Here is a 24,739-nt window from a genome sequence, read left to right as displayed (position 1 = left end):
GCTTCACTTAAATTTTAGCCTGTTACTATAGCAAGGTCTGCTGGAAACTCATTGCTTAATCCTGGAAATGGTTCCTTATATACATCTTGCCCACATATCAGATGCTATTTACTACTTAGTTGCGATTTTGATATTAAAATGCAGCAAAAGTTCAAATTTATATTGAAACCTATTAGGAAGTAAGGAACATGGGAGATTTAGGACGCTTGCAGGTAGGAATTATTGGCGCTTCTGGGTATGGTGGCGTACAACTGGTGCGACTATTGAAAGACCACCCCCAAATAGAAGTAGTTTATTTAGGGGGAGAAAGTAGTGCTGGTAAACGTTTTTCAGATATTTACCCCCATCTGGCTCATTGCATTGATTTAAAAATAGAAGCAATTGACTTAGACATAATTGCCGAACGTTGTCAAGTTGTATTTCTGTCTCTGCCTAATGGTTTAGCTTGTGAGATGGCACCAAAACTGTTAGAGAAGGGATGTAAAGTTTTGGATTTATCTGCTGACTATCGGTTTAGTAATTTAGAAACCTACAGCAGTTGGTACGGAGTTGAACGTAGCGACGAGCAAGTAGCCACAACAGCAGTTTATGGCTTACCAGAATTGTATCGCGATCGCATTGCCAATGCTCAATTAGTCGGTTGCCCTGGATGTTACCCTACCGCCAGTCTGTTAGCACTCTCACCCTTACTCAAGCAAGGGTTAATTCAACCAGAAAGTGCGATTATTGATGCCAAATCCGGTACATCTGGTGGTGGACGACAAGCTAAAACCAATCTTTTATTAGCAGAAGCAGATAATTCCTTAGCTGCTTATGGTGTTGCACACCATCGACATACGCCAGAAATTGAACAAATCTGTAGTGAGTTAGCGGGGCATGAAGTGATGATTCAGTTTACTCCCCATTTAATTCCGATGGTGCGGGGTATTTTAGCAACTGTCTATGCCACACTCCGCGATCCTGGATTAGTGAGAGATGACTTAATTACAATTTATCAAGCTTTTTATAGATCTTCTCCTTGGGTCAAAATTTTACCCAGTGGTACTTATCCTCAAACTAAGTGGGCTGCTGGTACAAATTTGTGCTATATCGGCATCGAAGTTGATCCCCGCACTGACAGAGTAATTGTGATGTCAGCAATTGACAACTTAATGAAAGGTCAAGCAGGTCAAGCTATCCAGTGTCTTAATTTAATGATGGGTTGGGAAGAAACTTTAGGTTTGCCACAGTTGGCATTTTATCCGTAGGTTTTAGCTATCAGCTATCAGCCGTCAGCTTTCAGCTAGGAGATAAAGCACAAAAGATAAGTTTTGATTTATCATTCCGCAGGGAAGACCCCCTATGGAGCATAGCAAAACGTGGGTATGAGAGGCGGCAAAGCTTTTATAGTTGATTTAGCAACATTTTACAAAATTCACAATTCTTTTGTAAGCATATGTTAGGATTGTGAAATGATTAACCTAACTTACGAATACAAGCTAATTCCTACACAAGAACATACTGCAACCTTTGAGCATTACTTAGAGGTCTGCCGTAAGGTGTGGAATTACGCATTAAGGGAACGTAAGGACTGGTTTAATTCAAGAAGTTGCCTGGTCAACGCTTGCAGTATCAAAGGTGAGTACATCATTCCTGCAAACGCGCAGCGACCGACCTATCACTCCCAAGCAAATGCTCTAACAAAAGCCAAAAAGCAGTTAAAAGAACTAGGGACTGTGCATTCTCAAGTATTGCAACAGACCCTCAGAACTTTGGAGACTGCTTTTTTGTCTATGTGGGAGAGGGGATTTGGTTTTCCCCGTTTCAAAAAAGAGGGAACAATGAGATCGTTGGTATTCCCTCAAATGAAAAATGGGGATATTTGCGGTGACACGATTAGGTTGCCAAAGATAGGCGTTGTTAAGATGCGTATGTCTCGCCCAATCCCAGACGGTTTTGATCTCAAGCAAGTTAGGGTTGTGCGACGGGCATCAGGTTGGTATGTGATGCTTACACTTGGATGCGATGTAGATGTACCAGAACCGCCTACAACGGGGCAGCCGTTAGGTATTGACGTAGGATTACACAACTTTGCAGCAACTTCTGATGGAGATCTGATACCAAGATCCCGATTTTTGAAAGAAAAGCAGCGTCAGCTTAAATTGCTACAACGCCGATTAAAGCATAAGAAGCGTGGGTCTAAAAACTGGAAGAAGCTCTCTAGGAAGATTGCTAGGCTACATGAAACGATTCACAATTGCAGAAAAGATTTTCACTTTAAGCTTGCTCATCGCCTGTGTGATGGGCATGGAATGGTATTTGTAGAAGATTTAAGTTTCAAAGCTCTTTGTAGGGGAATGTTCGCAAAGCATACCCTTGATGCTGGCTTTGGTCAATTTCTGGAAATACTTAAGTGGGTGTGTTGGAAACGAGGGATTCATTTCGAGAAAGTTGACCCTCGTGGAACTAGCCAAACCTGCTCGATGTGCTACACGCATACTCCTAAAAAGCTAAGTGATAGGATTCACTGCTGCGAAAACTGTGGATATCAACAAGACCGTGACATTGTTGCTGCTGAAGTAATTATGCACAGAGGTCTAGTCGCCGTTGGGCTAATGGTGGCTTCGCAAGTTGCCTGGGAAGGCGTTCTGTCGGGGGCTAGCGGTGATACTGCTAGTCTAGGTAAGAGCCGTAGCACCAGGAAATCTCATTCGTGAGAATGAGAATCCCCACACTCCGCATACGCGGAGTGTGGGGAGTAGGTCAAATAGCTGTAGCCATATAGGTTAGGACAAAATCTCTCCTGAAACCCACATAGTTGCATTGGCGCAGGAAAAAAGCTGTAGGCGCTGTGCGCCGTGGCGTAGCCTAAGCTGATAGCTGACTACTGACGGCTTTAAGCTATTTTGGTCCTAAACCAACAGTAGCAGCATAGATCGCGCGATCGCCTAATTCGTCTTCAATCCGCAACAAGCGGTTGTATTTGGCAACACGCTCACTACGACACAGAGAACCTGTTTTAATTTGACCAGCACGAGTAGCAACAGCTAAATCTGCGATCGTAGTATCTTCAGTTTCCCCGGAACGGTGGCTAATAATTGAGCGATAACCGTTGCGGGTTCCCATATCAATTGTTTCTAAAGTTTCAGTCAAAGAACCAATTTGATTGAGTTTAATTAAAATCGCGTTAGCCGCCGCTTGTTCAATACCTTTACGCAAGCGGATAGGGTTAGTAACAAACAAATCATCGCCAACTAACTGCACACTAGAACCAATTTTTTGAGTCAGTAATTGCCAGTTTTCCCAGTCATCTTCGTGTAATCCATCTTCAATGGAGACAATGGGGTACTGACGAGTCAAACTAGCGAGATAATCAACGAACTCAGCAGGTGAGTGTGGTGCGCCATCGTAGACATATTGACCATCTTTGTAAAACTCACTAGCTGCAACATCTAAAGCCAGTGCTACTTCTTCCCCTGGTTTATAGCCAGCTTTTTCAATCGCAGCTACCAACAACTCCAAAGCAGCTTGATTTGACTTTAAATTAGGGGCAAAACCGCCTTCATCGCCCACACCAGTCAACAAACCTTGACTATCTAACACCTTGCTGAGTGAAGCAAATATTTCCGCACCCCAGCGTAGGGCTTCCTTAAAAGAAGCAGCCCCCACAGGCACAATCATAAACTCCTGAAAATCCACATTATTAGATGCGTGTGCGCCACCATTAATGACATTCATCAACGGTACTGGTAGCAAATTAGCCAAAGGACCACCTAAATAGCGGTAGAGAGGCAAGCGCAGGGCATCAGCAGCAGCTTTTGCCGTTGCTAGGGAAACTGCCAAAATCGCATTCGCTCCCAGATTAGATTTATTCTCAGAACCATCAAGCTGAATCATCAAGTGATCAACCCCAGCTTGGTTGAGTGCATCTACATCTAGTAACTCAGGGGCAATTGTCTCCTCGATGTTTTTTACAGCCGTAAGGACACCTTTACCACCGTAGCGACTATCATCTTCATCCCGCAGTTCATGGGCTTCAAAAGTGCCTGTAGAAGCACCACTAGGAACTTGGGCAACGCCTACCGCACCATTAGCGAGATAAACTTCAGCTTCTACAGTAGGGCGACCCCGTGAATCGAGGATTTCCCGTGCGCGAATCGTATCAATAGCAGTCTCTAGCATGGTCATGATTCTCCATATTTACTGTTGATTGTGGTTAGTCAGCCGTCAGCTTTTTTGAGGATTAGTTGGTTATGAAAGAAAAAATATAACTTAACTCTCAGCCAAACCACATACCTAAAAGCTGATTGCTGATTGCTAACAACTAATCAAACTCCGATTGTTAGAATACGTCTTAAACAGACATCAGCGTCATCGTAAGCAGGAATTGGGGATTTAAAGAGATGCGAATGCTACATACTATGCTGCGAGTCGGCAACTTGGAACACTCTCTCAAGTTTTATTGCGACGTTCTGGGTATGAAGCTGCTTCGTCAAAAGGAATATCCAGACGGTAAATTTACCCTGGCTTTTGTGGGCTATGGCGATGAAGCTAACAACACTGTTTTGGAACTAACTTATAACTGGGGTGTAGAGCAGTATAACCTGGGAGATGCCTATGGGCATATTGCTCTTGGCGTTGATGATATTTATGCCACCTGTGAAGAAATTAAGGCGCGTGGTGGTAAGGTATCACGGGAACCAGGGCCAATGAAACACGGTACAACGGTAATTGCTTTTGTAGAAGACCCGAATGGTTACAAAGTTGAGTTAATTCAGCAAAAGACTCAAGGTTCAGATAATCATCAGGAGGAAGCAACACCAGCAATGGCAACATCTAGACGGCTGCCCGATGATTAATTAGATTGGCATTGTATTCTTCTCAAATCTTGATAACTCGTTGCCAGATTGAACCTGGCAACGCAAAGGCACAACAGCCCCCTCCGCCTCTCCGCTCCTCTGCCCCTCCGCCTCCTTATTCGCTACCTTTAACAAGACTAATTACTGCTGCGGCTAATTCATCTGGATCTACTGGCTTGGATATATGCCTCTGAAAACCTGCTGAGAGAGCCTTCTCGGCATCAATTTCGCTAGCATAGGCAGTTAAAGCGATCGCCGGAATTCCTCTTTGTGGCGACATCGCTCTAATTTCACGGATCAACATAAATCCATCAACATCAGGCATTCCAATATCACTTAATAGTAAATTTGGCTTGATCTGTACGATCGCTTCTAATGCTTCTCTTGCCGATCCTACCGCCGTCACTACTGCCCCAGCCTGTTCCAGCACAAAAGAGATAAATTCCCGCGAATCAGTTTCATCATCTACAACTAAAATCTTGATACCACTGAGATCTAATGCCCGATTCGGCTGTTGGTAAGGCTCATTTGTCTGCGGATTGCTTTTAATTAACGGCAGTCTCACAGTAAATGTTGCGCCTTGCCCTTCTCCTAAACTTTCTACGCCAACACTACCACCGTGAAGTTCTACCAAGTGATGGACAATTGCTAATCCCAGTCCTAGTCCGCCAAATGTCCTTGTAGTACTGCTATTTTCTTGACGAAAATAATCAAATACATGGGGCAGAAAATCTCTACTAATTCCCTTACCTGTATCAGTAACTTGAATTTGGGCTTGGGATTCAACGCACTCTAACTTTATTTCTACTCGCCCACCTTCAGGTGTGAACTTAACGGCGTTGGTGAGCAAATTCCACACAACTTGCTGTAAGCGGTTAGAGTCACCTGCAACTAGCACTACCGATGGGGGAAATATAGTTTGAATATGAATTGATTTGGCTTCTGCCGCCAAGCGTACCGTTTCGATCGCGGCTTCAATTGTGGCTGCTAGATTGACGGGACTTGCCTTAAGAGTGAGTTTACCTCGGAGAATCCGCGAAACATCGAGCAAATCCTCAATTAGTTGCGCTTGCAAGTTAGCATTGCGATCGATAATTTCTAAGGCACGTTCGGCAGTTTTTTGATCGAATTTACGCGATCGCAACAGTTTTGTCCAACCTAAAATGGGGTTAAGTGGCGATCGCAATTCATGGGAAAGCACTGCCAAAAACTCATCTTTGATCCGATTTGCTGTTTCTGCTTGGGCGCGTGCCTGTTGTTCGCGCTCTAGTAACTGTTTGCGTTCGTCTTCTGCTAATTTGCGATCTGTAAAGTCGCGCATGATTTTAGCAAAGCCTTTGAGATTTCCCCGATGATCTCGTAGAGGTGTAACTATCCCACTCCCCCAGAAAAGGGAACCATCTTTACGCACGTGCCAGCGTTCATTCTCAGCCCGACCTTCCTTAGCTGCTTTTTCCAATTCCTTCAGATGGTCTTGGCGCTGGAGGTCTTCAGGTGTAAAGATAATTGAGCCATATTGACCCAAAATTTCGGCTTCCTGATAGCCTAAAATCCTCTCTGCTCCTAAACTCCAACGGGTATAACGGTTTTCGGTGTCTAAAAAGAAAATGGCGTAATCTTTAACATTCTCCAATAACAGTTGGAACCGCTCTTCGCTAGTTCGTATTACTTCTTCTACCCGCTTACGCTCAGAGATATCGCGGAAAAAAACGCTCAGACTGTTTGGGGAGGGATAAGCATGAACGTCCAGCCAGATATCTAGCGGCTCATATAACACCTCAAAATGGACAGCTACTTGTTCAGCAAAGGCACGGCGATAATTTTGTTCAACAACAGTATTTACAGACCAAGGCCACACTTCCCAGTGAGTTTTGCCGATGAATTCCTCTGGCTGTTTTCCATTCAACCTAGCTGTTTCTTGATTCACGTAGGTGATCCGCCACTCGCGATCCATTGCTATAAAGGCATCACCAATACTTTCTAGAATATTGACAATTTGCTGATTTGCTTGTTGGCGATCGCTTTGGGCTTGTTTGCGCTTTGTAATATCCCGAAAATGAATAGAAAGACCTATTTCACAAGGATAGGCATGAATTTCAAACCATTTATTTAATGGGGGATAAAACTGTTCAATCTCAACAGTGACTTGAGATTCCATCGCTCGATGAAGTTCTGATTCTAAAACACTGCCCACCGCCTCTGGAAAGACTTCTTGCCAAACCTGCTTACCAAGTAGCTCTGGAAGACTTTTTTGTAAAACTCGCGTCGTTGCTTGACTGACATAGTTGAAGCGCCAATCGCGATCGACAGCCACAAATCCATCAGTAATACTTTCTAAAATGTCGGTAATGCGTTGCTGCGCCTTGTCTGCTTCATCACGGGCGTTTGTTAGTTCTACATTAGCTGCTTGCAGTTGTCTATTAACTTCCTGTAACTTTTGCGATCGCAAATAGATTTCTGCTTCCATCTGCTGGGTACGTTCTTGTAGTGAAACAGCGAGTTCATGTTCCTTAGCTTCCTGTTGCTTGAGGCGAATAAACTCTGTTACATCCTCAACATGATGGATGATATAGCTAACCTTTCCATCGGTTCCTAATACGGGCGAATTAACGACACTCCAATATCTTTGCTCAAAGCCACCACCCTCTAATTCAGGGCTACGAATATCGTATTTTTGTACCGCAATCCTATGTTTTGCTTTATTTTGCAGCACACTTAAGAGCGACGTTGGCAAGTTAACCGTTCCGTTAGCTGTCGGATCATCAGGATTACTAGGAAAAACATCAAATACCCCCCGCCCCAAAATCTCTTCCCGTTTAGTCATTGTTGCCTGCAAGTAAGCATCGCTGACCGCAACAATTGTAAAATCAGGTGTTAATACTAGATATAATCCTGGCGCTGACTCAAATAAAACTTGAAAATCTGGTTGGGGATTTTGGGAGTAGGTCATAGTTGATTTGAAATTAATGCTGCTTGCTCTGCTGTTTCAGTAATATCTACAGTTAAAATTTATTCAAATTACTTTTCCGATAAGCTTTAAGTAGAAACTTGATAAATTTTGCTTTAAATTCACAATTCTGATCTGGGATCTTCCTTTAATATGACATTAGCTACTAAACCATCAACACATCCAACTTGGGCAAATGCGATCGCCCAACCAGCCAAAGAATTTGCCCCTACTCCCCTACCAGTTATCTCTGGCAAAATACCAGCCGGATTACGTGGTTCTCTCTACCGTAATGGCCCAGGTAGGCTAGAACGTGGCGGGAGAAAAGTCGGACACTGGTTTGATGGTGATGGTGCCATTCTAGGAGTCCATTTCAGGGATGATAGTACTACAGGTGTTTATCGCTTCGTACAAACATCTGGCTATCAAGAAGAAACCGCAGCAGATAAATACCTGTACGGTAATTATGGCATGACTTCACCAGGGCTAATCTGGAATCAATGGTTAAGACCAGTAAAGCATTCTGCCAATACTTCTGTATTAGCGTTACCTGATAAATTACTAGCATTATGGGAAGGCGATAACCCTTATGCGCTAGACCTTGAAACTTTAGAAACTATAGGATTAGATGACTTAGGTGGACTAGATCAAGGAATAGCTTATTCTGCACATCCTAAAATTGATCCTAATACGGGAGAAATTTTTAATTTCGGTGTCAGTGTTAAAAAAGATGTACTGCTAAATATCTATAAAAGCGATGGTACTGGCAAAATTATCAAAAAATCAGCTTTTAAGCTTGATGGGTTCTCAATTTTGCATGACTTTGTTTTAGCTGGGCAATATCTAGTCTTTTTTATTCCTCCAGTGCGAGTAAATATACTATCGCTAATACTCGGATTAAATTCTTACAGTGATGCAGCTAAGTGGAAACCACAATTAGGAACCCAAGTTTTAGTATTTGACAAAGACACATTAACCTTAGTTAGTCGTGGAGAAACTGATCCTTGGTTTCAGTGGCATTTTGGTAATGGATATGTTGATAGTAATGGCTCAATTATTTTAGACATAGCTCGTTATGAGGATTTCCAAACTAATCAATTTCTCAAAGAAGTAGCTACTGGTAAAACTACTACTACAGCTAAAGGAACACTTTGGCAAGTTAATCTTAATCCTCAGACTGGTAAAGTAACAAAAACTGAGCAAGTTTTAGATCGCGGTTGTGATTTTCCTTTTGTCTCTCCTTCAGAGGTTGGACAAGCTAACCGCTACACTTATCTATCAGTACATCGGCAAAATGTAGATATCAGTAAAGAAGTATTAAGTGCGATCGCGCGTTTTGACTACAAAACTGATACTCTCTGTGAAGCAGAAGTAGGAGAAAATCGCTATGCTTCAGAACCAATTTATGCTATAGATGCCTACAATTCTGAGCAAGGTTGGATTTTAACAGTTGTGTATGATGGCAATACTCATGCAAGTGAAGTTTGGATTTTTGATAGCGATCGCTTGAATGAATCACCCGTCTGTAAACTACAATTACCCAGCGTCATTCCTTTAGGTTTTCATGGTACTTGGAAACCCGCTTAATCAATTAACAATTATCAAAAATACTGCTTGAGTGGAAAATTAGATTACTCCCTTCCCACTATGGCGAATACCTATTCTATAAACCGCCAAGACGCAAAGAACGCCAAGGAAGAAGAAGAATATAATGAGCATGGAGATCGAGAAGAGAGCGCTACAATTATTGCTTGTTTTACAGGCTCTATCGGTTTTTTTATTGTCTTACAAACTGCTGGTATTAACCTTAACTCACTGACAGTATTAGCTGGCGGTTTAGGAATTGGTTTAGGTTTTGGCTTGCAAACTTTAGCCAACAACTTCATTATTGGTATGACACTATTACTAGAAATAACTATTGATCTTCACAGTAGCAGTCAACAGTTAGCATTTTGAAGTTTAACTGTTATATCCACCTTGGGGATGCTGTTAAAATATAGCTGTAGCTAGACAAGTCAGAATATTTTCTCTTCTCCAACCTTATGAAGGATTAGGGCATGAGAAAAGTTAATAGCTGACTGCTAAGTGCTAACTGCTATAAATAGATAAAGTCCTAAGAATTTTTTACCTAATATTTGTACCTGTCCATGACCACTTCTCCACGCCGCTATCACATTACTACCTTCGGTTGCCAGATGAATAAAGCCGACTCAGAACGCATGGCTGGCATCCTTGAGGATATGGGCTTTGAGTGGTCAGAAGACCCCAACAATGCCAAGGTCATCCTCTACAACACTTGCACAATTCGGGATAACGCTGAACAAAAGGTTTATTCTTACCTGGGTAGGCAAGCCAAGCGCAAGCATGAAGAACCTGATTTGACGCTGGTTGTTGCTGGTTGCGTTGCCCAACAAGAAGGGGAAGCTTTGCTGCGACGGGTTCCAGAATTAGACTTGGTGATGGGGCCACAACACGCTAATCGCCTGAAAGAATTGCTCGAACAAGTGTTAGATGGTAATCAAGTAGTAGCTACAGAACCTATACAGATAGTTGAAGATATCACTAAACCCAGGCGAGATAGCACGGTAAGTGCTTGGGTAAATGTAATTTACGGCTGTAATGAACGCTGCACTTACTGTGTAGTTCCCAGCGTGCGTGGTGTGGAACAATCCCGCACTCCAGAAGCAATTCGGGCTGAGATGGAAGAATTAAGTCATCAAGGTTATAAGGAAATAACCTTACTCGGTCAAAATATTGATGCCTACGGACGGGATTTACCAGGAGTAACAAAAGAAGGTCGCCATCAGCACACCTTGACAGATTTACTCTACTATGTTCACGATGTACCAGGAATTGAACGCATCCGCTTTGCCACCAGTCACCCCCGCTATTTTACAGAACGGTTGATTCAGGCTTGTGCTGAATTACCCAAGGTGTGCGAACATTTTCACATTCCTTTCCAGTCTGGGGATAATGAGTTGCTAAAAGCAATGGCGCGGGGTTACACCCATGAAAAGTATCGCCGCATTATTGACACAATTCGTCGCTATATGCCAGATGCTTCGATTACTGCTGATGCAATTGTTGGTTTTCCTGGGGAAACAGAACAACAGTTTGAAAATACCCTGAAGCTAATAGAAGATATTAGCTTTGATCTAGTAAATACTGCGGCTTATTCTCCCCGTCCTGGTACACCTGCGGCGGTGTGGGATCAGCAGTTAAGTGAGCAAGTGAAATCAGACAGATTGCAGCGCATTAACCACTTAGTTTCTATTCAAGCAGCAGAGCGATCGCAACGTTATTTTGGTCGCATTGAAGAAGTTTTAGTAGAAGACCAAAATCAGAAAGATCCTACTCAAGTCATGGGACGGACACGGGGAAACCGTCTCACCTTTTTTAAGGGCAGTATTGCTCAACTTAAAGGTCAAATCGTGCAAGTTAAAATCACTGAAGTACGTCCCTTCAGTTTGACGGGCGAACCCCTAGCTGTTCTCCCTCTGCCCCCTACCCCCTCACAAGTGTAGGTTTTTAACAATTTAGGTAGTTGGGAGTCAATAATCAAAATTATTGATAATAAGCTTCTTGCATAAGTCGATAAAATCTTGGCGGATATCTGCGCCATCTGCGTCTATCTGCTCACATCTGCGATAAAAAAAACAATTTGGTGATTTTTGCTCATTGGTCTAATTAGATCGCAAAATTGCATTTTTTTAACTCGCTCTGCTTCCTCTGCTGAATTATCGCAACCGCCAAGGCAGTTAGGACACGCATATAATTCTGAAAGCCTTGTAAACAGTGGCTTTTAAAAAAGCTGACGGCTGATACGCGATGTGCTGACCGCTATAAAATGTCTAAGTCCTGTTTAACTCTTCCTTGCGGGAAGTCCCCATGTAGAAGCGTTGGCGAAGGAAGAGCGCGTAGCGCATAGCGGAACTTGGCATGGGAAAGCAAGGGCAGGGACTTTGTATTAAAAAAAAAATCTGCTACAGTATTATCACTAACCCTAGTAAGTGATATGTATAAGGCGTATAAATTCCGAATCTACCCCGATACAGAGCAGCAAACAGCACTGGCTAAGGCTATGGGCTGTTGCAGATGGTATTGGAACTATTCGTTGAATTTATGCCAAGAAACCTACGGCAAAACTGGCAAAGGGCTGTCAAGAGCGTATATTCAAGGGCTGCTACCTGGACTCAAGAAGGAATATCCTTGGCTAACCGATGCCTATTCTCAATGCTTGCAAGTTGTAGCATTGAATTTATCGACTGCCTACAAAAACTTTTTCGACAAACGGGCAAAACTTCCTCGGTTCAAGTCCAGGCATGGCAGACAATCAATTAGTTATCCAGCCAACGTTAAGTTTGATGGTGACTACCTAAAGCTACCTGGAAAAGTTGGATTGGTTTATTGTAGTTGCCATCGGGATTTTGATGGAACCATTAAAACTGTTACTGTCTCAAAAAATCCAGATGGAAAATATTTCGCATCTATTTTGGTTGATGATGGCAAGGAAACTCCCCAGTGTTCAACAGAAGGAAAAGCTGTAGGAATCGATCTAGGTTTGACGCATTTTTGTATAACCTCAGACGGCTCAAAGTATAACAATCCCAGGCATATTGCTAAACATTCTAAAAATCTCAAGAAAAAACAACAAAACCTTTCTCGTAAAAAGAAAGGCAGTAATACTAGGAACAAGGCAAGAAAACTTGTTGCTAAAGTTCATGCCAAAATAGCTAGATGTCGTGAAGATTTTCTACACAAACTATCCCGTAAGATAGTCAACGAAAACCAAGTTATTGCTGTAGAAAATCTCAATGTAAAAGGCATGGTAAAAAACCACAACCTAGCTAAAGCCATTAGTGATGTTGGTTGGGGGCAGTTCTGTACAATGCTCAAATACAAGGCAGAAAGAGATGGAAAAACCTACATAGAAGTAGATAGGTTTTTTGCATCTTCTAAAATTTGCAATGTTTGTCTAAATCAAGTCGGAAGATTACCGCTTGATGTTAGAAACTGGACTTGTGACCATTGTGAAACTAACCATGATCGTGATATCAACGCTTCGATAAATATCAAAAATGAAGCCTTACGGATATTGTCGTTAGGAACTAGCGACACAGCCAGTGGAGGGAATGTAAGTCGGCTAGGAGGCAAAATTTCTTGCCTTTTAGACGCGATTCCCGATGAGACTGGAAGCCCCGCACGAAACTAAGCGTGGAGTGCGTGGGTAGTTCACGTCAGAGGACTTGCAATATTTTTAGTGATAGGCTATCACCGTTGAGGAGTGCGGTGAGGCATTAGTAATGACAAAACTCAAGGTTGGGCTGTTATTTGGTGGTTGTTCAGGTGAACATGAAGTTTCTATTAGTTCGGCTCGTGCGATCGCACAAGCATTAAAATCCGGCGAAAATACCAATAAATACGAAGTATTGCCTTTTTACATCCAAAAAAATGGAATTTGGCAAGGAGTTGAAATTGCTCAACAAGTTTTAGCAGCAGGTTCACCCTATTTACCTACCGACGAACAGCAAGGTAAGCACAATTTATGGCAATTTCCATCCCAAGCTAGTGAAATAGATGTTTGGTTCCCCATCCTTCATGGACCTAATGGGGAAGATGGTACAGTTCAGGGGTTGCTGAAATTAATGCAAGTACCTTTTGTTGGTACTCCTGCCCTGGGTTCGGCTGTAGGTATGGATAAGCTGGCGATGAAAACAGCTTTTGCTCAAGCTGGATTACCACAAGTTAAATATATAGCTGTTAATCGATCGCAAATCTACTCTAATCCCTGTGTGTTCCCCAAATTATGTGACGAGATAGAAGCGACACTGGGATATCCTTGCTTTGTCAAACCAGCTAACTTAGGATCGTCTGTGGGGATCGCTAAAGTGCGATCGCGCGCACAATTAGAAACAGCCTTAGATAATGCTGCCAGCTATGACCGCCGTTTAATTGTAGAAGCAGGCGTTGTCGCTCGTGAAGTTGAATGCGCCGTCTTGGGTAATGACCAAGCAAAAGCCTCTGTAGTTGGCGAAATTACTTACACAAGTGATTTCTATGACTATCAAACTAAATACACTGCTGGTCAAGCAGATTTAATCATCCCCGCCTCACTACCAGATGCTATAACTACCCAAATTCAAGAAATGGCAATCAAAGCATTTGCTGCCGTTGATGGTGCTGGTTTAGCAAGGGTAGACTTTTTCTACGTCGAACAGACAGGAGAAGTATTAATCAACGAAATTAACACCCTACCAGGATTTACCACAACAAGTATGTATCCCCAACTCTGGGCTGCTACTGGTATACCCTTTTCAGAGTTAGTCGATCAACTAATTCAACTGGCACTAGAAAGAAAAGTAAACAGTTGACAGCTTTAATTTGGCTAAAAGCTGAAAGCTGATTGCTAATCGCCTTTTTGAGATAATCTGTCTTTTGTATCAGTTTGTAAAATTAGCGGGGTCAAACTTGGAACGGACATTTTTAGCAGTTAAACCAGATGGTGTACAGCGTGGACTGGTAGGTGAAATTATCCGCCGCTATGAAGCCAAAGGTTTTACTTTGGTAGGACTTAAGCTGATGCAAGTAAGCCGAGAACTAGCTGAACAACACTACGACGTTCACAAAGAAAGACCGTTTTTCTCTGGCTTAGTAGACTTCATCACCTCTGGCGCAGTTGTAGCGATGGTGTGGGAAGGTGATGGTGTTGTGGCATCAGCTAGGAAAATAATTGGTGCTACCAACCCCCTAACTTCTGAACCAGGAACTATTCGGGGAGATTATGGGGTGAGTATTGGTCGTAACCTGATTCACGGTTCTGATGCCCCAGAGACAGCGCAACGTGAGATTAGCTTGTGGTTTAAAGATGAAGAACTCGTTAACTGGCAACCCAGTGTAATATCTTGGCTCTACGAGTAACTCTAGAATAAAAGCTCAAAGCTTTTTGAGGGCGGGGACTTAACTCCGCCTTCGATTTTGTTTAAACTTCTTCGGGTTGACGCGCTTTTGTATCTTCGTTTTCCTGAACTTCCACCTCAGTTTGAATATTTTCCAAGGAAGTTTCGGCAGTGCGCTGAGAAAACCCCCAAGCGAAAACTAGGGCAATCAAAGTAATCATTACCCATTCTGGAGGTACTAAATCTGGTTGAATTGCTCTGAGTAGCAGTCGCAAGCCGACGAAGCCAACAGTCACATAGCCAGCATCTTCAAGATGAACATATTCATCTAACCAGCGAATAAATAATCCTGCCATAAATCGCAGAGTAATTACACCAATCGTGCCACCTGCAAGTACCAGCCAAGTTTCTTGAGAAATAGCGATCGCAGTTGTAACACTATCCAACGAAAATGCCAAATCCGTCACAGCGATGATAGGTATTGCTTGCCAGAAGGAAGTAAACCTGGGTCCATGATGCTCATTGTCTTCCCCTGCATAGTCGGTAAAGTACTGAAATACTAACCACAGTAGATAAGCTGCACCAAGCAACTCAAATTGCCAATACTGAACTACCCAGGTAGCTGTAAGAATCAGGGTCATTCGGAGAATATAGGCAACTACCAAGCCTAAATTGAGAGCGCGTCGCCGTTGTTCACCGTCTTCTAGTCCTTGGGCAATGGCAGCCAGTGCGATCGCATTATCTGCTGACAGCACCGCTTCTAGGGCTATGAGGATCACCAGTACAAAGGTGGCTTCTATGCTTGCATGGTAAGGAGAGTTCAGGATCTGGTCTAGCATTAACTATTTATTCAACACGCAACAAATGCTAACTAAAAGCAAATAGCAATTATCTCAAAAAAATAAAAATGCTTGCTACTTTAACCAAGCTTACCCTTTCAGTGTAAATTTATGGTTAAAACTCATACCAATAAATTCCCCACCTGGGGTTAAATTGGTATGTACCTGTGTTGCATCTTGTTACAAAATTGTTTAACAAGGGTAAATTTACCCCAAATTGTTGAAATATATACTCACCAAACTCAAGAGGAAGCAAAACAATGTCTATATCAGATACCCAAGTTTATGTAGCTTTAGTTGTTGCCTTAATTCCAGGAATCTTAGCATTCCGACTAGCCACAGAGCTTTACAAATAAGCCGATATCCGCGATTTACTGAGCATCTGCACAGCAGGTGCGATCGCTCCTTCCAAACTTAGAGGCGAGATAATCCGACATGACTATTATGATTGTCTTAACTCTTGCCTCTGAGTTTCTAACCATAACAGTAGCTTTTTGTAACGTAACTGCTTATATTAACAAGGGTAATTAGGGGGGATTGCCCCTTGACTAACTTGCTGTTGAGCGCGGTATTCTAACATTTATGAACGCAATTCAACCTTCATACCATCCACTACAACAACCTACTGTAGCCCGTCGTCGGGTTCGGCGGGCATCGCCAACTGCTAACCGTCAACCTTATCGGGCGGTCAGTGGTGAAACCACAGCTAAGTTGTTCGCTAATATTGTGATTTCATCTGCGGCTGTTTCTGGACTTGTACAGCTTTTGCCTTATCAATTGTCTCAACAGACAAAACTGCAAGACCTCAAAAAAGAAGTTTCTCGTAGCGAAAAGCGTGTTACTCGCTTAAGCAGCACCTTTAATCGCCACTTTGACCCTGAACAATCTCAAGTTGTAATGCAAGAGCAAAGCAATCGCGTTGCTCCTACTCAACGTCGGGTAATCTTGCTAGATAAAGATTTGGTTCGTGACTAATCTGAGAAAGGCTTAATTCATTTTGCTTTCAATAAACTGCTAGCAATGCTATAATATAGCGCCTATTAGCTGTAAGTATTACTTACAATATCAAGCAAAAAGTTGCCGCTTCTAGAAACGAAGACAATTTATTGTTTTCGCTCGTCTATAAAAATAATTAATAATTCAGGGGATTACTGGCTTTAATAGATAGTTGGTTCAACCTACTACTAAGATTTGCTAGTTAGCATGAAGCTAGAAACTGCAAAGCTTGTAGAAGCGCGATCGCATCATAGGACTTACACCTACCCTATAGTAGGGTTAAGCTAAAGCTACTGAGTTTCCCACATACCGAGTATTCCTATGACAACTCCAACGTTGTTTCCTAATGCACCTGATATTTCAGCAGATGATTACTTAGTTTTAGGTTTAGCTACCTGCTTTTACAAAGAAGATGGAGATGTGCATGAAGTTAAAATTATTGAGCCAATACCTTCTGCTGCACTAGAAGCATTGATCAAAGGCATTCCTACCTCTTACGAAATGGCTTATGCTACTACATTAGGCGAAGTTTTTGCTGGTGATACACTGCAAATGCCAGCATCATTTCCAGCCGAAGCTCAGTTTGGTGATGAGTTTGCCTTACGTGCAGTTGCCGCCGTTCGTACCTATAAGCGTCGTCCACAGGCTCAATCTTCTATTCCCTTGGGGACTACACACACTGACTTCAACTACTCCTTAGAACGCAAGCGAGTGCTGAATGCCAGCCGCGTTGTGAGCAAAGATGACAACGTTAAACAACACGCTTACACCCATCAAGTTTTGTAATAGTAAATAACACAGTATGTTAAAGCTCTATGGTGGCGCTCGTAGTCGAGCATCAATTGTCCAGTGGTATCTAGAAGAATTGAGTGTTCCCTATGAATTTGTCCTGCTAGATATGCAGGCTGGAGAACACCAAAAACCAGAATACCTGGCGATTAACCCAACAGGAAAAGTACCCGCAATTGTTGATGGAGATTTCAAACTTTGGGAATCAGGGGCAATATTGTTATATGTAGCTCAAAAATATGGCAATATTTCCCCATCTTTAGAGCAACAAGCTGAACTTATTCAATGGGTGCTGTTTGCTAATGCTACTTTGGGACCAGGAATTTTTGTAGAAGCAACTCGTGAAAAAGAGACACCAAAATTACTGACACCATTAAATCAAATCTTTGAAAAGCAACCATTCTTGCTGGGTGAAGATTTTACTGTTGGTGATGTTGCCGTTGGGTCAATGTTAGCTTATATCCCAATGATGCTAAAGCTTGATTTAAGTGCCTATCCTGCTGTAGTGGAATATATTAAGCGCATTACACAGCGACCAGCATTCCAAAAAGTGATGTCAGCACGCAGTTAATTTAGCTGCTGTTATTAAGTAGAAAAACTTTATAAAACATCCAAAATAACTCCACTAAAACACTGCTCTCCATAAACGGGGAGGAGTGTTTTGTTTTAGGTTTAATTATATTGATAGTTCCTTGATAATTTTAAAAATAACAATTAATAAAAAAATGGCACCGATAATTAGTGCCATTTATCAAAATTGAAGTTTTAGATTTAGCGAAATCCGACCGCAGCCTGCCAAACGAAAGCTAGTAGCAGGAAAAATACGGGGATGACCGGGAGAACGTCTACGAGAGGGTCAAAAATAGCGTAAGCTTCAGGCAGTTTCGCCAATAGCATCGCGGCTTCCATGTTCTAATCCTTTTTTCCAACACAGTTTTCAGAATTGAGAAGTATCTTAACATGGCTCTGCTGCTTGTGGAGGTGGAGAATCAAGCCACTGGGCAAATTCTGTAGTAAAGCGATCGCTTAAAATTGCCTCCCGAATACGCTTGGTAAAACGAATTAATTCTGTAACGTTATGCAAAGACAGTAAGGTATAACCTAAAACTTCTCCCGATCGCATTAAATGACTTAAATAAGCACGGCTGAAATTTTGGCAGGTATAACAAGGGCAAGTCTCATCAAGTTGAGTATAATCCCTGCGAAATCGAGCATTTTTTAAATTCCATCGCTCACCTTGTACCAACACAGCACCATGTCGCCCCAATCGTGTAGGAATCACACAGTCAAATAAATCTATTCCAGATGCGATCGCGATCGCCATTTCTCTATACGTTCCTACCCCCATCAGGTAACGGGGTTTATCCTCTGGTAGCAACGGCGCGGTAGCTTTGACAATCTGGTGAATAAATTCTGCGGGTTCACCCACACTTACCCCACCAATGGCATAACCAGGTAAATCTAACGTAGCTAATTTTTCAGCCGCAGCACGGCGTAAATCTAAGAAAACCCCACCCTGGACAATACCAAATAAAGCTTGATCCTGTGGTCGTTGGTGAGCTTTTATACAGCGTTCCAGCCACCTATAGGTGCGATCTGTTGCCCTCACCACCTCCTCGCGTTCAGCAGGGTAGGGGGGACACTCATCAAAAGCCATAATTACATCTGCCCCCAGAGTATTTTGAATCTGAATTGAAAGCTCTGGGGTCATATTAATTATTCTGCCATCACGGGGGGAGCGAAAAGTTACGCCTGCTTCAGTAATGGTGCGTATTTTGCTCAAGCTAAATACCTGAAATCCACCCGAATCTGTCAGCATCGGACCTTTCCAATTCATAAACCGATGTAACCCGCCAGCACCCGCTACGATGTCTTCTCCTGGTTGTAGATGTAGGTGGTAAGTATTAGCCAAAACCATCTGCGCCTCAGCCTCCTCTAGGTGCGCTGAGGTCAAAGTTTTCACAGTGGCTAAAGTACCCACTGGCATGAAGCGAGGGGTTTCAACTATCCCATGAGGGGTTACAAATACACCAGCCCTTGCCTGCGTATGACTACAGGATGCTTGACGTTGAAAAGAAAAATTAGCACTCAAGATAGATTCAAGATTAACTATTAGATGTGAGAAATATTAAGTGTAGCTTCAGCTTGAGCCTACTTCACAGGAAATTTCACTCATCATTAAATTAGCTGCTGACAACAGGTAGCAACTCAAAACTTCAAGAGCGATTTTTAGGCAGCCAATATTTTCAGGCAAACCTTTTCAAAACTTCCCTGTTAATTATTTAAAAGGAAAAGTCGCTCTCATCAATCTGAACATCCCACTTAGCGGAAAGTACTTGAGCAACCATCGCTTCTAAAGCAGCAGCATTTAAAACAGGTGTAGCTTGCTCTTGTAAGGGATTCGATATGGGAATTAAACGTAATTGACGATTATCCTGAATCAGATCGAAGTAGTTTTCAGACTCCGAAACCTGAGTTAATTGCAGATAATCAAAACTCTCGACATTAAGATAAAGAGCATGATTAGCAATTAGTGTAGCTCGCTGGGGGTCAGCGAATGCCTCTAGAACACATCCTTCTCCTTGACTCTGCATTTGACCGTCAAAGGTATGGATGTAGCGAACGCGATTTAAATCACTGAGCAAGCGCCGGATATCTTGCTTATTGACAACTATGCCTGTGTCAATGATACAGGGTGCTGCGAATCGAGGTAAGGATTGGTCGTGACTCATAGAAAAAAACAGCCTTTGGTTGAAATAAGCTTGCCATTGCCTAGAAATTGGGTGGAAATTTCAGGAAACAGGCTGTCCTAGTTCGGACTAGCTGGTAAAACACACCCAGGAGATATTTGGAAAAACAGCAAATGATTTAATATACGAGTCAATATTAGCCTAAGACTTATTGCGTATTCCTGCGGTAATCTACTGAATTTATTACGGGAAATCCGGTAGTACCTGATATATGTATCAAATATTGATTTTATGGGTGCGTAAGTTTATCAATTCTATAGCCGCTGCCGTAGCTTTTTATACCTGTTTACCTGTGCCGTACACTTGGGCATTGGATTTTGAGGGTGTTGGGCGTTTAGCACCCGCCGTTGGGCTATTAATTGGTAGTGTTTTAAGTCTAGGTGATTTCACACTTGACAATCTAGGTATGCCTGTGCTAACTAGATCAGCTTTGGTAGTTGTTGGTTGGATTGGTTTAACTGGCGGTTTACATTTAGATGGGGTGATGGATACTGCTGATGGTTTGGCAGTACAAGATCGGCAGCGACGGTTACAAGTTATGTCGGATAGTGCTACTGGTGCTTTTGGGGCAATGGCTGCGATCGCGCTATTGTTATTAAAAACTGTTGCTCTAAGTGAATTAAATCATCATCGTACTTTGGCTTTGATGGCAGCAGCAATATGGGGACGCTGGGGACAGGTAGTAGCGATCGCATATTATCCTTATCTCAAAGCTACTGGTAAAGGCGCATTTCATAAAGCAGCGATCCGCGTACCTCAAGACTTATTACTAGGATTAATATTAATCGGCGCTTTAAGTGGGTTAGAGTTCTTTTGGAATGCTCAATTTTTACCTGTTCTAGTCGCGATGTTGATCGCGGGATGTGCGATCGCATTACTTACTGGCGCTTGGTTTAACTGGCAACTAGGCGGTCACACTGGCGATACTTATGGCGCGGTTGTAGAGTGGACAGAAGCATTTATTTTGTGTTTTTTCACTATCCTTAATCAGGCTTAATATTAGCCTCCTCTGCCCCTCTGCCCTGATTTCGGAGAATTTACTTAACAGGTTGTAATGGCGTAATTTTTAGCTTAAAAGCACCACCGCCTGTTTCTCCAAAGGAACGAACACGAATAATATACTCGCCTGTCCCCTTAATTCGGGCAAAAAGCAGGGAGTTGTTACTACCATCAGGACCATCATCATTTTGTCCAATTGTTGAACCGTCAGCCCCCAACAAAGTCACAATTGTGTCGAAATTATCTGATGTCAGATCAATTGCTACTTGATCACCTGCTTTCAATTTCACCCGATAGTCACGGGCGAAACCACCATCGCCCAGGGGTATATCCTTTTCTGTAAGTGTGTCGTTAGCTTCGTTACTGGCAGGTAAAGTTAATGGTTGATATACAACTGGTTTTTGGGCATTAGCTGACAGAGCAGTTAGTTCTATCGCCGTTAAGGTGGCAGCAATTATTAATACAGGGCGAAATATCCGGGCAAAACGGTGTGTCATAAAGTATTTTGTGAGTAAACTTAAACAGTGTTATATAATTTGGATAAATCTGGAAACAATTGGTAATTGTTCCGAATTTTCTGATTGTTAAGACGGTGAGTTATCTTTACGAATTGTAAAAGAAATAGGGCGAGACTGTAGAGACGCTGGATTGAAATTAGATTGGCTAATTTGGGGATTAGTAGAAGAATTGACAGCAGGCATACCTGATGTTAGGTCGATGGGGTCTTGAATAGCTGTTTGTTGCTCATCTGACTTGAGGAAGGGAAATCCTGCTTTGCGATCATAGTTGGATGCGATCGCCAAAAATGCTCCGCCTAAAATATATATTGGTAATGGCAACATAAAGTGCTTGAGCCACTGATAGAATTCTGCGATCGCAAACAGCACCACAAAGCTAGCTATCCAAACTTTCATAGTTGCTCCCAAGACAAATTTTGCTGGCATCTTGTTTTATACACTATTCATAGCGCAATAACTTAAAACGCGAGAAGCTAAAACTAGCTCTCGCGTTTTAAGTTATTAGAGGGATATGGTTAACCCTGGACGATCAACTAACTTCAATAAGCGATGCGCCTCTACAATGCCTTAGCTGTCTCTCTAGCTTGCTTAGATGTCAAGCGTTCATAAGCTGCCCGCATAGTAAAGTCGGGACGACGAGCATTAATAGCAGCAATCACATCTTCATAGCGGTGACCGCGTTCTGCCATATCCCGTTGAATCTTCCAAGAAATCTTGACTTCATCACTGATATCTAGATAAACACTGAAGTCAATGAGCGATCGCACCCGTTCATCATACAAGGGGTGAAGCCCTTCAATTACAACGACGTGGTTAGGCTCTACTTTCTCCGGTGGGTCAATTGCTCCGGTTTCGTGATTGTAAATAGGCTTGTCGATTACTTGACCACTTTTGAGAGCTTTGATTTGCTCGTACATCAAATCAAAGTTATTAGCTCTAGGATCAAGGGCAGTAATGCCAGTTTCTTTACGTTGCTTTCTGTCTAGAGAGTGGTAATCGTCTAGACAGATTACTGTCACAAAATCTTCACCAAACAAATCTGTGATTCGACGCAAAAAAGTAGACTTACCGCAGCCGGAATCTCCGGCAACGCCAATGATAACCACACGATCCAGCTGACTGGTCATAGCTTCCCTCTAACGCAAATCTTTTTCTCAAAATAAATTTTAAGCAAGCTAAATCCTTAGCCTCGAGATCACCCCGTCCGTTGATCATGCAGCGCATCCCACATCGCCTGAAAACACAAGTACTGTCTTTGCAAGCAATAAGCGGTGCTACTGCTTGGTCGGGAAAACTCAAGCAATTTTCTAGTAAGTATTTAATCCTAGCTTCTACAGTGGATTTTACCAGAACGGGATCTCCCCTACAAGGCGGAATGTAATTGGACTCATCTTGCTCAGTACTTATGCTAAGGTGAGTAGCGCCTTTTTGAAAAAAAAAATTAAATAGAAGTCAGAATTCTGCTAACTGCTAAGGGATTAAATTGCTCATTCTTGACATTCTCTGAGTAAATCATTCGCTAGGGTTAAAACGTAACAGGTGTAGAATTTGCCATTTGGTGCTGTCTGAGATGAGTAAGCATAGGCTTGAGATGCTACGCTGAGTAAAAATTCAGATCTAAATGAACTGGAACCCGATATTCGGGCTGGCATATCCTTAAAAATGTCACGTTTCTATAACGTGTTGAATTCGGTTTGGAGATGATTAATTAGGAATGTATAACTCAAGCGTAGCTGGCGATGCTGCCAACACAGTCTCTGGTAGCCGTATGTTTATCTATGAAGTAGAAGGTTTGCGTCAGAACGAAAACACTGACAAAACTAACTACCCGATTCGTCGTAGTGGCAGTGTGTTTATCACTGTACCCTACAGTCGTATGAACCAAGAAATGCAACGAATCACCCGCTTGGGCGGCAAAATTGTCAGCATTCGACCTTTAACGGCTGACAATGAAGGAAATGGCACTACACCTGGAACTGAACCACAGAGCAAGCACTCAGGAGAAGAGAGCAAGCCTATGACTCAGACAGAATCCGTACAGCCAGTAACAGAAACTAAGCCTAAAGCTAAAAAGGCTGAATCTGATGTTCCAGTTAATATCTACCGCCCAAATTCGCCTTATATTGGCAAGTGTCTCTCTAATGAAGAACTTGTTGGCGAAGGTGGTATCGGGACAGTCCGTCACTTGATTTTCGACATTTCGGGTGGAGATTTGCGCTATCTGGAAGGTCAGAGTATTGGTATTATTCCACCAGGAACTGACAAAAAAGATAAACCTCATAAATTGAGGCTATATTCTATCGCTTCGACTCGTCACGGTGATGCCGTTGATGACAAAACCGTATCTCTCTGTGTTAGGCAACTTGAATACAAGCATCCTGAGACAGGTGAAATGGTTTATGGCGTTTGCTCAACCTTCCTGTGTAATCTCAAACCTGGGGATGATTTAAAAATCACTGGCCCTACTGGTAAGGAGATGTTATTACCAGAAGATCCTAATGCCAATGTGATTATGTTGGCGACAGGAACTGGTATTGCACCATTCCGAGCTTACTTGTGGCGGATGTTCAAGGAAAATGAAAGAAAAGCTAACCCAGATTATCAGTTTAAGGGTTTGGCTTGGCTAATCTTTGGTATTCCTACAAGCCCGAATATCCTGTACAAGAATGAGTTAGAAGAACTGCAAGAACAGTACCCTGACAACCTCCGCTTGACTTACGCGATTAGCCGTGAGCAGAAAAACCCTGAAGGTGGCAGGATGTATATCCAAGACCGCGTAGCTGAACACGCTGACGAACTTTGGAAGATGATTCAGCAACAAAATACCCACACCTATATCTGTGGTTTGAAGGGTATGGAAGGCGGTATTGATCAAGCACTTACTGTTGCTGCTGCCAAAGATGGTGTTACTTGGTCAGAGTACCAAAGACAAGCGAAGAGGGAAGGTCGTTGGCACGTAGAAACCTATTAGACATCTCCATAAATGAATGTAGATCCGTGTCATGGCACGTCTCTACGAGGATTAAGCGCCAACGTACCTTGAATTTCTAAAGATGTCTATCCTTCAACCGCGCTCTTGACTCCCACCACAACTAAGTTTTGTGGTGAGATGAATCGCTGACAGGGTTTTGTGGTAAAGTGGTTATCAGTCAAGCAAACCTCCTGTA

Annotated in this window: 24 protein-coding genes and 1 pseudogene; 16 read left to right on the top strand and 9 right to left on the bottom strand. The window is 42.6% G+C overall.

The window, feature by feature from the left end; genetic code table 11:
* Positions 1-188 precede the first annotated feature (188 nt).
* Both argC and CRI9333_RS09995 read left to right on the top strand, forming a co-directional pair.
* Positions 189-1,247, top strand: a complete 1,059-nt coding sequence (gene argC / locus CRI9333_RS10000) for an N-acetyl-gamma-glutamyl-phosphate reductase (protein WP_015203049.1) — start codon at positions 189-191, stop codon at positions 1,245-1,247.
* 204 nt (positions 1,248-1,451) lie between these two features.
* Positions 1,452-2,696, top strand: a complete 1,245-nt coding sequence (locus CRI9333_RS09995) for an RNA-guided endonuclease InsQ/TnpB family protein (RefSeq protein ID WP_015203048.1) — start codon at positions 1,452-1,454, stop codon at positions 2,694-2,696.
* A gap of 184 nt (positions 2,697-2,880) precedes the next feature.
* Here the strand turns inward: CRI9333_RS09995 and eno are convergent, their stop codons facing one another.
* Positions 2,881-4,161, bottom strand: a complete 1,281-nt coding sequence (gene eno / locus CRI9333_RS09990; RefSeq protein ID WP_015203047.1) for a phosphopyruvate hydratase — start codon at positions 4,159-4,161, stop codon at positions 2,881-2,883.
* Between the two features lie 221 nt (positions 4,162-4,382).
* Between eno and gloA the strand changes: the two genes are divergently transcribed.
* Positions 4,383-4,838: a lactoylglutathione lyase gene (gene gloA, locus CRI9333_RS09985; protein WP_015203046.1), complete on the top strand. Its 456-nt coding sequence runs from the start codon at positions 4,383-4,385 to the stop codon at positions 4,836-4,838.
* A gap of 115 nt (positions 4,839-4,953) precedes the next feature.
* Here gloA and CRI9333_RS09980 read toward each other — a convergent pair whose 3' ends face one another.
* A complete protein-coding gene (locus CRI9333_RS09980; RefSeq protein WP_015203045.1) occupies positions 4,954-7,788 on the bottom strand; it encodes a PAS domain-containing hybrid sensor histidine kinase/response regulator in 2,835 nt (944 codons plus the stop codon).
* 150 nt (positions 7,789-7,938) lie between these two features.
* Here CRI9333_RS09980 and CRI9333_RS09975 point away from each other — a divergent pair, with 150 nt between their 5' ends.
* From CRI9333_RS09975 to ndk, 6 genes are all read left to right on the top strand, one after another.
* Positions 7,939-9,372, top strand: a complete 1,434-nt coding sequence (locus CRI9333_RS09975; RefSeq protein ID WP_015203044.1) for a carotenoid oxygenase family protein — start codon at positions 7,939-7,941, stop codon at positions 9,370-9,372.
* A 60-nt stretch (positions 9,373-9,432) separates the two neighbouring features.
* Positions 9,433-9,741, top strand: coding sequence for a mechanosensitive ion channel domain-containing protein (locus tag CRI9333_RS09970; RefSeq protein WP_041226008.1), 309 nt, complete (start codon positions 9,433-9,435; stop codon positions 9,739-9,741).
* A 191-nt stretch (positions 9,742-9,932) separates the two neighbouring features.
* The gene (gene miaB, locus CRI9333_RS09965) at positions 9,933-11,309 is read left to right on the top strand and encodes a tRNA (N6-isopentenyl adenosine(37)-C2)-methylthiotransferase MiaB (protein ID WP_015203043.1); all 1,377 of its coding nucleotides are present in this window, start codon (positions 9,933-9,935) and stop codon (positions 11,307-11,309) included.
* Positions 11,310-11,800: 491 nt separating this feature from the next.
* Positions 11,801-12,997 carry an RNA-guided endonuclease InsQ/TnpB family protein gene (locus CRI9333_RS09960; protein ID WP_015203042.1) on the top strand — a complete coding sequence of 399 codons (1,197 nt, stop codon included), beginning with the start codon at positions 11,801-11,803 and terminating at the stop codon, positions 12,995-12,997.
* Positions 12,998-13,088: 91 nt separating this feature from the next.
* Positions 13,089-14,156, top strand: coding sequence for a D-alanine--D-alanine ligase family protein (locus CRI9333_RS09955; protein ID WP_015203041.1), 1,068 nt, complete (start codon positions 13,089-13,091; stop codon positions 14,154-14,156).
* A 97-nt stretch (positions 14,157-14,253) separates the two neighbouring features.
* Positions 14,254-14,703 (top strand): nucleoside-diphosphate kinase, encoded by a 450-nt coding sequence (gene ndk, locus CRI9333_RS09950; RefSeq protein WP_041226544.1) that lies wholly within the window; start codon positions 14,254-14,256, stop codon positions 14,701-14,703.
* A gap of 61 nt (positions 14,704-14,764) precedes the next feature.
* On the opposite strand, the gene CRI9333_RS09945 is transcribed toward ndk, so the two are convergent.
* A complete protein-coding gene (locus CRI9333_RS09945) occupies positions 14,765-15,520 on the bottom strand; it encodes a TerC family protein (protein WP_015203039.1) in 756 nt (251 codons plus the stop codon).
* Positions 15,521-15,780: 260 nt separating this feature from the next.
* On the opposite strand from CRI9333_RS09945, the gene psaM reads away from it, so the two are divergent.
* The 4 genes from psaM (at position 15,781) to CRI9333_RS09930 (ending at position 17,876) form a co-directional block, all read left to right on the top strand.
* Positions 15,781-15,876 (top strand): photosystem I reaction center subunit XII, encoded by a 96-nt coding sequence (gene psaM, locus CRI9333_RS25660; RefSeq protein ID WP_015203038.1) that lies wholly within the window; start codon positions 15,781-15,783, stop codon positions 15,874-15,876.
* 226 nt (positions 15,877-16,102) lie between these two features.
* Positions 16,103-16,495, top strand: coding sequence for a slr1601 family putative cell division protein (locus CRI9333_RS09940; protein WP_015203037.1), 393 nt, complete (start codon positions 16,103-16,105; stop codon positions 16,493-16,495).
* A gap of 342 nt (positions 16,496-16,837) precedes the next feature.
* Positions 16,838-17,302 carry a hypothetical protein gene (locus tag CRI9333_RS09935; protein WP_015203036.1) on the top strand — a complete coding sequence of 155 codons (465 nt, stop codon included), beginning with the start codon at positions 16,838-16,840 and terminating at the stop codon, positions 17,300-17,302.
* 16 nt (positions 17,303-17,318) lie between these two features.
* On the top strand, positions 17,319-17,876 hold the full coding sequence (locus CRI9333_RS09930; RefSeq protein WP_015203035.1) for a glutathione S-transferase family protein: 558 nt from the start codon (positions 17,319-17,321) through the stop codon (positions 17,874-17,876).
* A 200-nt stretch (positions 17,877-18,076) separates the two neighbouring features.
* Here the strand turns inward: CRI9333_RS09930 and CRI9333_RS09925 are convergent, their stop codons facing one another.
* The 3 genes from CRI9333_RS09925 to CRI9333_RS09915 form a co-directional block, all read right to left on the bottom strand.
* The gene (locus CRI9333_RS09925; protein ID WP_015203034.1) at positions 18,077-18,214 is read right to left on the bottom strand and encodes a photosystem II reaction center protein K; all 138 of its coding nucleotides are present in this window, start codon (positions 18,212-18,214) and stop codon (positions 18,077-18,079) included.
* Positions 18,215-18,260: 46 nt separating this feature from the next.
* Complete coding sequence (gene tgt / locus CRI9333_RS09920) at positions 18,261-19,397, bottom strand: tRNA guanosine(34) transglycosylase Tgt (protein ID WP_015203033.1); 1,137 nt, start codon at positions 19,395-19,397, stop codon at positions 18,261-18,263.
* 190 nt (positions 19,398-19,587) lie between these two features.
* The gene (locus CRI9333_RS09915; protein ID WP_015203032.1) at positions 19,588-20,037 is read right to left on the bottom strand and encodes a hypothetical protein; all 450 of its coding nucleotides are present in this window, start codon (positions 20,035-20,037) and stop codon (positions 19,588-19,590) included.
* Between the two features lie 229 nt (positions 20,038-20,266).
* Here CRI9333_RS09915 and cobS point away from each other — a divergent pair, with 229 nt between their 5' ends.
* The gene (cobS, locus tag CRI9333_RS09910; RefSeq protein ID WP_015203031.1) at positions 20,267-21,052 is read left to right on the top strand and encodes an adenosylcobinamide-GDP ribazoletransferase; all 786 of its coding nucleotides are present in this window, start codon (positions 20,267-20,269) and stop codon (positions 21,050-21,052) included.
* A 40-nt stretch (positions 21,053-21,092) separates the two neighbouring features.
* On the opposite strand, the gene CRI9333_RS09905 is transcribed toward cobS, so the two are convergent.
* From CRI9333_RS09905 to CRI9333_RS09895, 3 genes and pseudogenes are all read right to left on the bottom strand, one after another.
* Entirely contained in the window at positions 21,093-21,551 is a 459-nt protein-coding gene (locus tag CRI9333_RS09905) for a PPC domain-containing protein (protein ID WP_015203030.1), read from the bottom strand.
* Positions 21,552-21,638: 87 nt separating this feature from the next.
* Entirely contained in the window at positions 21,639-21,968 is a 330-nt protein-coding gene (locus CRI9333_RS09900; protein WP_015203029.1) for a hypothetical protein, read from the bottom strand.
* Between the two features lie 227 nt (positions 21,969-22,195).
* A pseudogene (locus CRI9333_RS09895) lies at positions 22,196-22,699 on the bottom strand (phosphoribulokinase); the annotation flags it as partial.
* A gap of 86 nt (positions 22,700-22,785) precedes the next feature.
* Between CRI9333_RS09895 and CRI9333_RS26705 the strand changes: the two are divergent.
* Both CRI9333_RS26705 and petH read left to right on the top strand, forming a co-directional pair.
* The gene (locus CRI9333_RS26705) at positions 22,786-22,953 is read left to right on the top strand and encodes a hypothetical protein (RefSeq protein WP_015203027.1); all 168 of its coding nucleotides are present in this window, start codon (positions 22,786-22,788) and stop codon (positions 22,951-22,953) included.
* A 333-nt stretch (positions 22,954-23,286) separates the two neighbouring features.
* The gene (gene petH, locus CRI9333_RS09890) at positions 23,287-24,543 is read left to right on the top strand and encodes a ferredoxin--NADP reductase (protein WP_015203026.1); all 1,257 of its coding nucleotides are present in this window, start codon (positions 23,287-23,289) and stop codon (positions 24,541-24,543) included.
* Positions 24,544-24,739: the final 196 nt, after the last annotated feature.

Source organism: Crinalium epipsammum PCC 9333 (assembly GCF_000317495.1).
Lineage (GTDB): Bacteria > Cyanobacteriota > Cyanobacteriia > Cyanobacteriales > PCC-9333 > Crinalium > Crinalium epipsammum.
The sequence above is the reverse complement of the archived record's forward strand: the minus strand, read 5'-3'. Positions and strand labels throughout refer to the sequence as shown.

Excerpts from the sequence above, each read along its gene's own strand:
- argC (WP_015203049.1), top strand. The coding sequence starts at position 189 with ATGGGAGATTTAGGACGCTTGCAGGTAGGAATTATTGGCGCTTCTGGG.
- CRI9333_RS09995 (WP_015203048.1), top strand. The coding sequence starts at position 1,452 with ATGATTAACCTAACTTACGAATACAAGCTAATTCCTACACAAGAACAT.
- eno (WP_015203047.1), bottom strand. The coding sequence starts at position 4,161 with ATGCTAGAGACTGCTATTGATACGATTCGCGCACGGGAAATCCTCGAT.
- gloA (WP_015203046.1), top strand. The coding sequence starts at position 4,383 with ATGCGAATGCTACATACTATGCTGCGAGTCGGCAACTTGGAACACTCT.
- CRI9333_RS09980 (WP_015203045.1), bottom strand. The coding sequence starts at position 7,788 with ATGACCTACTCCCAAAATCCCCAACCAGATTTTCAAGTTTTATTTGAG.
- CRI9333_RS09975 (WP_015203044.1), top strand. The coding sequence starts at position 7,939 with ATGACATTAGCTACTAAACCATCAACACATCCAACTTGGGCAAATGCG.
- CRI9333_RS09970 (WP_041226008.1), top strand. The coding sequence starts at position 9,433 with ATGGCGAATACCTATTCTATAAACCGCCAAGACGCAAAGAACGCCAAG.
- miaB (WP_015203043.1), top strand. The coding sequence starts at position 9,933 with ATGACCACTTCTCCACGCCGCTATCACATTACTACCTTCGGTTGCCAG.
- CRI9333_RS09960 (WP_015203042.1), top strand. The coding sequence starts at position 11,801 with ATGTATAAGGCGTATAAATTCCGAATCTACCCCGATACAGAGCAGCAA.
- CRI9333_RS09955 (WP_015203041.1), top strand. The coding sequence starts at position 13,089 with ATGACAAAACTCAAGGTTGGGCTGTTATTTGGTGGTTGTTCAGGTGAA.
- CRI9333_RS09945 (WP_015203039.1), bottom strand. The coding sequence starts at position 15,520 with ATGCTAGACCAGATCCTGAACTCTCCTTACCATGCAAGCATAGAAGCC.
- psaM (WP_015203038.1), top strand. The coding sequence starts at position 15,781 with ATGTCTATATCAGATACCCAAGTTTATGTAGCTTTAGTTGTTGCCTTA.
- CRI9333_RS09940 (WP_015203037.1), top strand. The coding sequence starts at position 16,103 with ATGAACGCAATTCAACCTTCATACCATCCACTACAACAACCTACTGTA.
- CRI9333_RS09935 (WP_015203036.1), top strand. The coding sequence starts at position 16,838 with ATGACAACTCCAACGTTGTTTCCTAATGCACCTGATATTTCAGCAGAT.
- CRI9333_RS09930 (WP_015203035.1), top strand. The coding sequence starts at position 17,319 with ATGTTAAAGCTCTATGGTGGCGCTCGTAGTCGAGCATCAATTGTCCAG.
- CRI9333_RS09925 (WP_015203034.1), bottom strand. The coding sequence starts at position 18,214 with ATGGAAGCCGCGATGCTATTGGCGAAACTGCCTGAAGCTTACGCTATT.
- CRI9333_RS09915 (WP_015203032.1), bottom strand. The coding sequence starts at position 20,037 with ATGAGTCACGACCAATCCTTACCTCGATTCGCAGCACCCTGTATCATT.
- cobS (WP_015203031.1), top strand. The coding sequence starts at position 20,267 with ATGTATCAAATATTGATTTTATGGGTGCGTAAGTTTATCAATTCTATA.
- CRI9333_RS09905 (WP_015203030.1), bottom strand. The coding sequence starts at position 21,551 with ATGACACACCGTTTTGCCCGGATATTTCGCCCTGTATTAATAATTGCT.
- CRI9333_RS09900 (WP_015203029.1), bottom strand. The coding sequence starts at position 21,968 with ATGAAAGTTTGGATAGCTAGCTTTGTGGTGCTGTTTGCGATCGCAGAA.
- CRI9333_RS26705 (WP_015203027.1), top strand. The coding sequence starts at position 22,786 with ATGCAGCGCATCCCACATCGCCTGAAAACACAAGTACTGTCTTTGCAA.
- petH (WP_015203026.1), top strand. The coding sequence starts at position 23,287 with ATGTATAACTCAAGCGTAGCTGGCGATGCTGCCAACACAGTCTCTGGT.